At 38.9% G+C, this 8,419-nt stretch carries 7 protein-coding genes; 5 read left to right on the forward strand and 2 right to left on the reverse strand.

Translation table 11 applies throughout. The annotated features are described in order from the left end of the window. Nucleotides 1-85 precede the first annotated feature (85 nt). The 5 genes from OO013_RS16150 to OO013_RS16170 all read left to right on the forward strand — a co-directional run bounded on the left by OO013_RS16150 (nt 86) and on the right by OO013_RS16170 (nt 6,169). Nucleotides 86-1,900 carry an acyl-CoA dehydrogenase family protein gene (locus tag OO013_RS16150; protein WP_266057986.1) on the forward strand — a complete coding sequence of 605 codons (1,815 nt, stop codon included), beginning with the start codon at nt 86-88 and terminating at the stop codon, nt 1,898-1,900. A 240-nt stretch (nt 1,901-2,140) separates the two neighbouring features. Next, complete coding sequence (locus OO013_RS16155) at nt 2,141-3,361, forward strand: acyl-CoA dehydrogenase family protein (RefSeq protein ID WP_266057987.1); 1,221 nt, start codon at nt 2,141-2,143, stop codon at nt 3,359-3,361. Between the two features lie 38 nt (nt 3,362-3,399). After that, complete coding sequence (locus OO013_RS16160) at nt 3,400-4,155, forward strand: SDR family NAD(P)-dependent oxidoreductase (protein ID WP_266057988.1); 756 nt, start codon at nt 3,400-3,402, stop codon at nt 4,153-4,155. 30 nt (nt 4,156-4,185) lie between these two features. Next, nucleotides 4,186-5,190 (forward strand): NADP-dependent oxidoreductase, encoded by a 1,005-nt coding sequence (locus tag OO013_RS16165; protein WP_266057990.1) that lies wholly within the window; start codon nt 4,186-4,188, stop codon nt 5,188-5,190. A gap of 1 nt (nt 5,191) precedes the next feature. Beyond that, nucleotides 5,192-6,169: an NADPH:quinone oxidoreductase family protein gene (locus tag OO013_RS16170; protein ID WP_266057992.1), complete on the forward strand. Its 978-nt coding sequence runs from the start codon at nt 5,192-5,194 to the stop codon at nt 6,167-6,169. 428 nt (nt 6,170-6,597) lie between these two features. On the opposite strand, the gene OO013_RS16175 is transcribed toward OO013_RS16170, so the two are convergent. Both OO013_RS16175 and OO013_RS16180 read right to left on the reverse strand, forming a co-directional pair. Continuing rightward, entirely contained in the window at nt 6,598-7,464 is an 867-nt protein-coding gene (locus tag OO013_RS16175; protein ID WP_266057993.1) for a hypothetical protein, read from the reverse strand. A gap of 74 nt (nt 7,465-7,538) precedes the next feature. Next, nucleotides 7,539-8,285 (reverse strand): hypothetical protein, encoded by a 747-nt coding sequence (locus OO013_RS16180; RefSeq protein WP_266057994.1) that lies wholly within the window; start codon nt 8,283-8,285, stop codon nt 7,539-7,541. Nucleotides 8,286-8,419 lie beyond the last annotated feature (134 nt).

Below are 8,419 nucleotides of genomic sequence, written 5' to 3' on the forward strand. Positions count from 1 at the left end.
TATTAAACCAGTTTAATTATTATTTAATAAATATCTCCGTAATTTATTGAATCGTTAATAATCAAATTCTTTAAAACTTTTAGTGATGGCAAAAAAGTATGTAGATATAAATACATTGAAGTACCTTTTGTATGATGTGTATCAATTAGAAGAGGTGTTAAATCAAGGTCGATTTGATGATCATGATATCTCATCAATGAATTTATTTTTAGATTCTGTTAAGGATTTTTCTGACAGGGAGTTGTATCCTTATTTTAAAGAAATGGACGAACACCCGGCCCACTATAAAGATGGTGGGGTAGAAGTACATAAACAGGTTGGTGTAATGATGAAGCAAGGAGGAGAAATGGGATTTATCTCAGGGCCCTTTGATTACGAAGAGGGAGGTTTACAACTTCCTATGATGCTTTATACGGCCTCTTCTTTTATACAGGAAGCTGCCAATAATCATTTGACCGGCTACACCGGGTTAACCTTAGGGGCAGCAGAACTGATTATCAATTTTGCCAGCCAGGAATTAAAGGATACTTACGTGCCCAAAATGCTCTCGGGAGACTGGGGTGGAACCATGTGTTTGACAGAACCCCAGGCAGGAAGTTCTTTATCTGATATTACTACAAAGGCAATTCCTCAAAGCGATGGTTCTTATAAAATTTCCGGACAGAAAATTTTTATTTCTGGTGGTGACCATCAATATGCAGATAACATTGTACACCTGGTTTTGGCACGAATAGAGGGTGCTCCGGCAGGAACTAAAGGGATCTCTTTATTTGTAGTGCCAAAAAAACGTCCGGATGAAGATGGGAATTTGGTTTCCAATGATGTTACCACAGTTGCAGACTTTCAGAAAATGGGCCAGCGGGGCTATTGTACAACTCATTTAGGCTTTGGCGATGCCGGTGAGTGTCGGGGGTATTTGGTCGGTGAGGCCAATAAAGGGCTAAAATATATGTTTTTAATGATGAACGGGGCTCGCATTGCAGTAGGAAGGGGTGGTGCTGCCATTGCTACGGCTGCATATCATGCATCATTAGAATATGCCAAAGAACGTCCCCAAGGTAGAAAATTAGCCAGTACTGGTAAAAAAGACCCGGAGGAAGGACAGACCTTTATCATCAATCATCCGGATGTTAGAAGAATGTTGCTATTCCAGAAAACTGTATCAGAAGGCTCTTTGGGCCTGGTTTTGTTAGCATCTAAATACTATGATTTAAAACATACCCTGACAGATAAAAATGAGAAGGAGAAGTACGGTTTATTATTGGAATTGATTATACCAATGGTCAAAACTTACCCGTCTGAAATGGGGGCACAATCAGTTTCTAATGGGTTGCAGGTGTTAGGTGGCTATGGATTCTGTACTGATTTTATCTTACAGCAATATCATCGCGATATCCGTATTTTTTCTATCTATGAAGGAACCACAGGAATCCAGTCACAAGATTTGTTAGGTAGAAAATTGTTGTTACAAGATGGCAAAGCCTTGCAACTGTTGACTGAGGAGATTAAACAGACCATTAATAGCGCTTTAAAATATGATGATCTGAAAATATATGCCGGGAAATTAGGAGATAAACTACAAGAAGCATCCAGGGTGATACAGCACTTGATTGGTTTTGCCAAAAAAGGCGATTATGAACGTTTCTTGTCAGATGCTACCCCCTTTATGGAGTATTTAAGCACCATTACATTATCCTGGATCTGGTTAGAGATGGCTGCAAATGCTAAAAATGCTTTGGTTACCGGAAAGAAAACATATTCGGAAGAGTTCTATGAAAGCAAAATTCACTCAATGAAATTCTATTTTAAATACGAATTGCCTAAGACTAATGGGCTGGCAGAAGTGTTACAAAATGAGGAGGTATTGACAATTGCCGGAGAAAAAGAAGTTTTTAATTAATGGCAAGACGGAGTTCATGAAGGAGTTAACGAATTGAAAATGCCGGCCTGAAAGCTGTATAATTGCCGGTTAAATACGGGTATATTCGTTTGCAAGGGTAGATCCTTACAGTTTCTCGTATTTCATGAACTTAGATTATCGCGATTTGCCATTCATTTTCCTCGCATAAAGAACATAAAAAAAGCGATGGCTCCTGCTCTAAAATGTTGTAAAGCCAATACCAAAAAAGATACATAAACGATGAATTTTGATTACACAGAAAGAATAATTGAACTCCAAAAGAAGCTCACCAGTTTTTTTGAAGAGTACATACTCCCGATAGAAGGAGAGGTCAATGCGTTTCTTTACAATCCTGATAATCGATGGAAACCATGGCCGGGAATGGAAGATCTTAAAGAAAAGGCTAAAACTGCTGGATTATGGAACTTATTTTTGCCAAAAAGCTATGGAGATTTAAGCCCAGGATTATCAAACCTTGAGTATGCCCCCCTGGCAGAAATAATGGGGCGTATTTTGTGGTCATCAGAGATTTTTAATTGTAATGCCCCGGATACGGGAAACATGGAGGTGCTGGCAAAATACGGATCACCAGAACAGCAAAAACAATGGCTGAACCCGTTAATGGAAGGTACAATCCGTTCCGCTTTTTTAATGACTGAGCCTCAGGTTGCTTCTTCTGATGCCACCAATATCGAAACGACCATTACGCCAGAGGGTGACGACTATCTTATTAATGGTACAAAATGGTGGTCTTCAGGAGGAATGAACCCTGCGTGCAAAATTGCTATTGTAATGGGTAAAACCGATCCCAAGGCGCCACGACATCAGCAACAGAGCATGATTTTAGTTCCGATGGACAATCCGGGCGTAAAGGTGACCAGGCCATTATCGGTATTTGGCTTTAATGATTCGCCGGAAGGGCATGCAGAAATTGAATTAGAAAACGTAAGAGTACCCAAAGAAAACCTGATCCTTGGAGAGGGAAGGGGTTTTGAGATAGCACAAGGTAGATTAGGGCCTGGTCGTATTCATCATTGCATGCGGTTGATAGGGATGGCACAGCGATCGTTAGAACTAATGTCCAGGCGGGCTACAGAACGATCTACCTTTGGCAAAACATTTAAAGATTACAGCAGTATTCGTCAGGAGATTGCCCAATCACAATGCGAAATAGAGCAGGCCCGGTTATTAACACTTTCTGCAGCAGATAAAATGGATAAGCTTGGCAATAAAGCATCAAAAGACCTGATCGCTATGATAAAAATAGTTGCTCCAAATATGGCACTTAAAGTCATAGACCGGGCCATTCAGATTCGCGGAGGTATGGGAGTTGGCCCGGACACGCCACTCGCGCATTTCTATGCTGCGGCAAGGGTATTGCGTTTAGCTGACGGGCCCGACGAAGTGCACATGTATCAATTGGGTAAAAGTGTAATCAGAAAGCATTCCGGTAATCATTAATAGAAATTTTTAGATACCCAGAATAAGAAAATAGACCTATGGAAGTAAAAGATAAAGTAGTGATAGTTACCGGGGCAGGATCTGGTATCGGGGCGGCTACGGCAAAGCATTTTGCAAACCACCGGGCAAAAGTGGTAGTCTCCGATATACGAGAAGATAAAGCACAAAAAATAGTTGATGAAATCACTGATAGAGGTGGCGAGGCAAAAGCGATCGTAGCCAATGTTGCCCGGTTTGATGAAGTAGAACAACTGGTAAATAATACGGTAGCAGAGTTTGGGCAATTAGATGTAATGGTCAATAATGCAGGCATCGGTCCAAAAACGATGGCCAAAACAGGCGATTATGCCCTCGAAGATTGGGACAGTGTAATTGCTGTCAATCAAACGGGAGTATTCTATGGCATGAAGCTCGCCTTGCAGCAGATGATGAAGCAAGGGCATGGCAATATTGTTAATGTGGCTTCCCTGGCAGGACTTAAGGCATCGCTCAATAACTTGTCTTATTCTGCCAGTAAGTTTGCAGTAGTAGGTATGACAAAATCAGCAGCATTAGAATATGCGACAAAAAATATTCGAATCAATGCCGTGTGTCCGGGTTATACTGAATCAGCCCTGTTAGATAAGCTATTAGCTGTAAGGCCCGACATGGACGAGATGCTTAAAAGTGTGATACCTATGAAGCGCTATGGACAGGCAGAAGAAGTTGCAGAAGCTATCGTGTGGTTAGCATCAGAAAGCACTAAATTTATTACCGGGCAAACCATCACCTTAGATGGAGGAACTTCCCTGTAAAAAATCATAAACACAAAACCTTAAATAATCATGAATAAGCAAATCATATTAAAAAAGCGACCTCAAGGGCTACCGGAAAAAGATACCTGGGAACTACAATCTAATCCGGTTCCGGAACCTGGCGATGGCGAAGTGTTAATTCAGCAGCATTATATATCACTCGACCCGGCCATGCGGGGATGGATAAACGATAGCAAATCATATATTGAGCCTGTAAAAATTGACGATGTAATGCGTTCAGGGTCGATAGGGAAAGTGATTAAATCCAACAACCACCCAAAGTTTAACGAAGGAGATTTTGTGACTGGCTGGGGCGGGGTACAGCAGTATGTCGTTACAAATGGTGATAATTGGTACAAAGTAGATCCTAACCTGGCCTCTTTACCAACGTATATTGGCACGCTGGGAATGCCGGGAATGACTGCCTATTTTGGTATTTTAGAAGTAGGAAAGATTAAAGAAGGAGATGTAGTGCTTGTTTCCGGTGCAGCTGGCGCTGTGGGTAGTATCGTCGGGCAAATAGCCAAGATCAAAGGATGCAAAGTAGTGGGAATTGCCGGTGGTGAAAAGAAATGCAACTATATCAAGGAAGAATTAGGCTTTGATGGTGCTATCGACTATAAATCAGAAAATGTACACACTGCAATTAAGCGGGAATGTCCTAAAGGTATTGATGTGTACTTTGATAATGTTGGAGGAGAAATTCTGGATGCTGCTTTAGCCAGGCTACGGATGCACGCCAGAGTGGTTATCTGTGGAGCTATTTCTCAGTATAATAATAAAGAAAACGTCAAGGGCCCCAGTAATTATTTGTCCTTATTGGTAAACCGGGCAACTATGCAGGGCATGGTGGTCATGGACTATGCGAAGGATTACGGAAAAGCTGCCCGGGAAATGGGAGGTTGGATCGCACAAGGGAAATTGAAGAGTAAAGAAGATGTGTATGAAGGGATAGAAAATTTTCACGAGACATTCTTGCGCTTATTCTCCGGAGAGAAAATGGGTAAATTGGTATTAAAAGTGATCGAAGAGTAACATGAAAGCAGTAGTATGTAAAGAGTTTGGTCCACCATCGAAGCTCACGGTAGAAGATGTTGAGTCACCAAAGATTAAAGACAAAGAAGTTTTAATTACCGTAAAAACCTGTGGTGTTAATTTTCCGGATACCTTGATCATCCAGGGATTATACCAATTTAAACCCGAGTTGCCTTTCATTCCGGGGAGTGATGTAGCGGGCGTGGTTAAGGAGGTGGGCGCTGGTGTCAAACACCTGGAAGTTGGTGATGAAGTTTTTGGTTTTGTCATGCAAGGAGGATATGCTGAGGAGGTAGCAGTTCCAGCCAATGTTTGTTTTAAAAAACCGAATAAGATGGACTTTTCAGTCGCTGCATCTTTTATGATAGCCTACGGAACTTCTTATCACGCCTTAAAGGACCGGGCAAAATTACAGTCGGGGGAAACACTGGTCGTTTTAGGTGCATCCGGCGGAGTAGGACTGGCAGCGGTAGAACTCGGCAAGCTAATGGGTGCCAAAGTGATTGCTGTCGCTTCCACTGATGAAAAATTACAGCTTTGCAAGCAATATGGTGCTTATGAACTTATCAACTATACTCAAGAAGATTTAAAGACAAGAATCAAAGAATTGACTGATGGTGACGGTGCGGATGTGATATATGATCCTGTAGGAGGTGCGTATTCAGAGCAGGCATTGCGTACCATGGCCTGGGAAGGCCGTTATCTGGTCGTTGGTTTTGCTGCCGGGGATATACCCAAAATTCCTTTAAATCTCACCTTGTTAAAAGGATGTTCTATTGTTGGTGTGTTTTGGGGTAATTTTGCCATGAAAACGCCACAAAAGAATATGGAAAATACTAAACAACTCATGCAATGGCTGGGAGAAGGAAAAGTCACTCCACATATACATAAGGTATACCCATTAGCAGAGGCTTCCGAAGCACTAGAAGAAATGATGGACCGTAAAGTAAGGGGAAAGGTAGTCATTCAATGCACCTAAGTCTATTGCCCGGGAATGTAACTTAAGTAAATATAGTTTTTTCAATGAATTATTCTTTAAGAAATAGCAGGTTATCACTTTCCTGCTATTTTACTTTATACGATAATATTATATGTGGACTATCTTATCTGTAAAAATTTATCAGAATTTAAATGGGTAAAAAGCACAAGATTAATCTTGCCCAGGGGGCATCATTCCCATGAGAGTATTGTTTTATGTAGCATAACGGTGAGTATAAGAAACGTAAGTGATTTCGAAGCTCTTACCTGTCAAGTTGCACTTAGCCAAATTTGCGTTTTGACACAATTTTAAAATATTAAACAAACCCGTCAAATCGCAGATTTGGCGGAGCTGATTAAATGCTCGAAAGCTTCGTAAAGCACTGAGCCACTTATGTTTTTTATACATTGTTGGCATTTCGTTATTTTTTAAGGTCCATAATATCTATTTGGGTCAGGATAATAATCACTCGTTATCCAACCGTTTCTATTGTCGTTTAAATTCTCCCAATTGTCAATTGATAAAGTGTCATATTTCATTGTCATAATCAGGCTGTCTTTCAGTTTTTTATCAATGTCAAGGCGAGGATTATTGCAAATCAGTTTGAATGCTGAATAATCAAGTCCAACCGATTTTAGAAAACTAAAATATTCAATTGCATTTGCTTTATATTTAGCAGAATCAGAGAGAGTTAGCTTTGAATCAAAATCAAGAAGTCCAATTAATACAGAATCCTGCTTTTTGTAAATCAAATCATGGTCATTTTGATTGTAGAATCTATCAATCTGTGATAAGATTTCATAAGTCACTGTTACATTATTTTCAAGTTTCCTACGTTGCCAAAACTTTGAATAATAATCATGTCCGTTTGAAGTGGTGTCTGAATTTATGAAACCTGAAACAATTTCGTTTAATGATTTATTTTCCCAATCAGTATCACAACACCATTCGTTATTTTTCTCAAAATACTTTTCCTTAGAAACAAACTTATCAAGCCCGACTGTTGAGAATGCATTAAAGGCAATTTTCAAGTTCTCAGGTTTTCTCAACCAAGAATAATCTTTATTTCCAGTTGAATCAAACGGGAAAGGTCTAATTCCTCCGAATTTCAACTCAAACGGCAATTCATAATAATAGTCCGCAAGCTGGTTATGACGAAATGATTCAAAGAAGTCATATTGCTTCTCTTCGAAATTTCCTATATAATCAGTCTTATCGATTGATTTAATTCCCAAGCAGGAAACAAATCCGACTATTATTAATCCGATTAATATGTTTGTTGTACGTCTTTTCATAATGTTCGTTAAGGCTAAGCGGCGAACCCCATCCCTCGGGGTGGGGTATGAAGCTTAGGCAGTGTTGGCACACGTTATTTTACCGATTTTGTTATTATTATTATAACTCCATTTTTTCCTTTTTCTCCGTATTCTTCAATTGCAGATTCTTTCAAAACGGTAATTGATTCAATATCTTCAGGTTTGTATTTTTCAATTTGGGCTTTAGTAACTTCCTTTCCGTTCAAAATTATCAAAGGTTCTTTTTTATTATTTTGAGTAAATTCATAACAGTTTGATACAATATCAATTCCTTCAATTGGTTTTGTTATATAGAATTTTTCATCTATTGGATATCTTGATTCTTTCGTTTTGTCAATAGCGACATAGAAATACATTGATTCATCAGTTAGACTCCAATAGTCTGAACAACCACTAGATTTCCATGTATTAAATTTCGGATACTTCTCAAGAACCTTTTCCGCATTCAAATTTGAAAGGTCAATATAATTTCCATCTGGTAGTTTTCCCTTAAACTCTTTCGTTAATCTAATTTTCGAAATTAAATCAGAATCTCTGTCTTTTTGGAAAATCATTCCATTATAATATTTTGAAACATATCCTTTTCTATTCTCAAATCGAGCATCTTGAATAAAACCATCAGAGCATAAATTCATTTCCTCTAATTCAACTTCTTTCAAATTTTCATCCTGTTTTTTTAATTCAGATAGTGTTAATTCACAAAGTTTTATTTCTGAAAGTTCAATAGTCCTTTTTATTGAATTTTGACCGAACAAATTGATAGATGAAAGTAGTGTAAATATGATTATATAAATTTTCATATGTAGTTTTTCCTAATGTTCGTTAAGGCAGATGGTTTACAAAGTTAAAGTCACATGCTTTACACTAAAATCGTACTGAGCCTTATCGATTGTTGTTTAATTCTTATATCGTTTTCATTAAAGTATCCTAAAAA

Origin of the sequence: Mangrovivirga halotolerans (genome assembly GCF_026241165.1) — a bacterium.
Lineage (GTDB): Bacteria > Bacteroidota > Bacteroidia > Cytophagales > Cyclobacteriaceae > Mangrovivirga > Mangrovivirga halotolerans.

Excerpts from the sequence above, each read along its gene's own strand:
- OO013_RS16160 (WP_266057988.1), top strand. The coding sequence starts at position 3,400 with ATGGAAGTAAAAGATAAAGTAGTGATAGTTACCGGGGCAGGATCTGGT.
- OO013_RS16170 (WP_266057992.1), top strand. The coding sequence starts at position 5,192 with ATGAAAGCAGTAGTATGTAAAGAGTTTGGTCCACCATCGAAGCTCACG.
- OO013_RS16175 (WP_266057993.1), bottom strand. The coding sequence starts at position 7,464 with ATGAAAAGACGTACAACAAACATATTAATCGGATTAATAATAGTCGGA.
- OO013_RS16165 (WP_266057990.1), top strand. The coding sequence starts at position 4,186 with ATGAATAAGCAAATCATATTAAAAAAGCGACCTCAAGGGCTACCGGAA.
- OO013_RS16180 (WP_266057994.1), bottom strand. The coding sequence starts at position 8,285 with ATGAAAATTTATATAATCATATTTACACTACTTTCATCTATCAATTTG.
- OO013_RS16150 (WP_266057986.1), top strand. The coding sequence starts at position 86 with ATGGCAAAAAAGTATGTAGATATAAATACATTGAAGTACCTTTTGTAT.
- OO013_RS16155 (WP_266057987.1), top strand. The coding sequence starts at position 2,141 with ATGAATTTTGATTACACAGAAAGAATAATTGAACTCCAAAAGAAGCTC.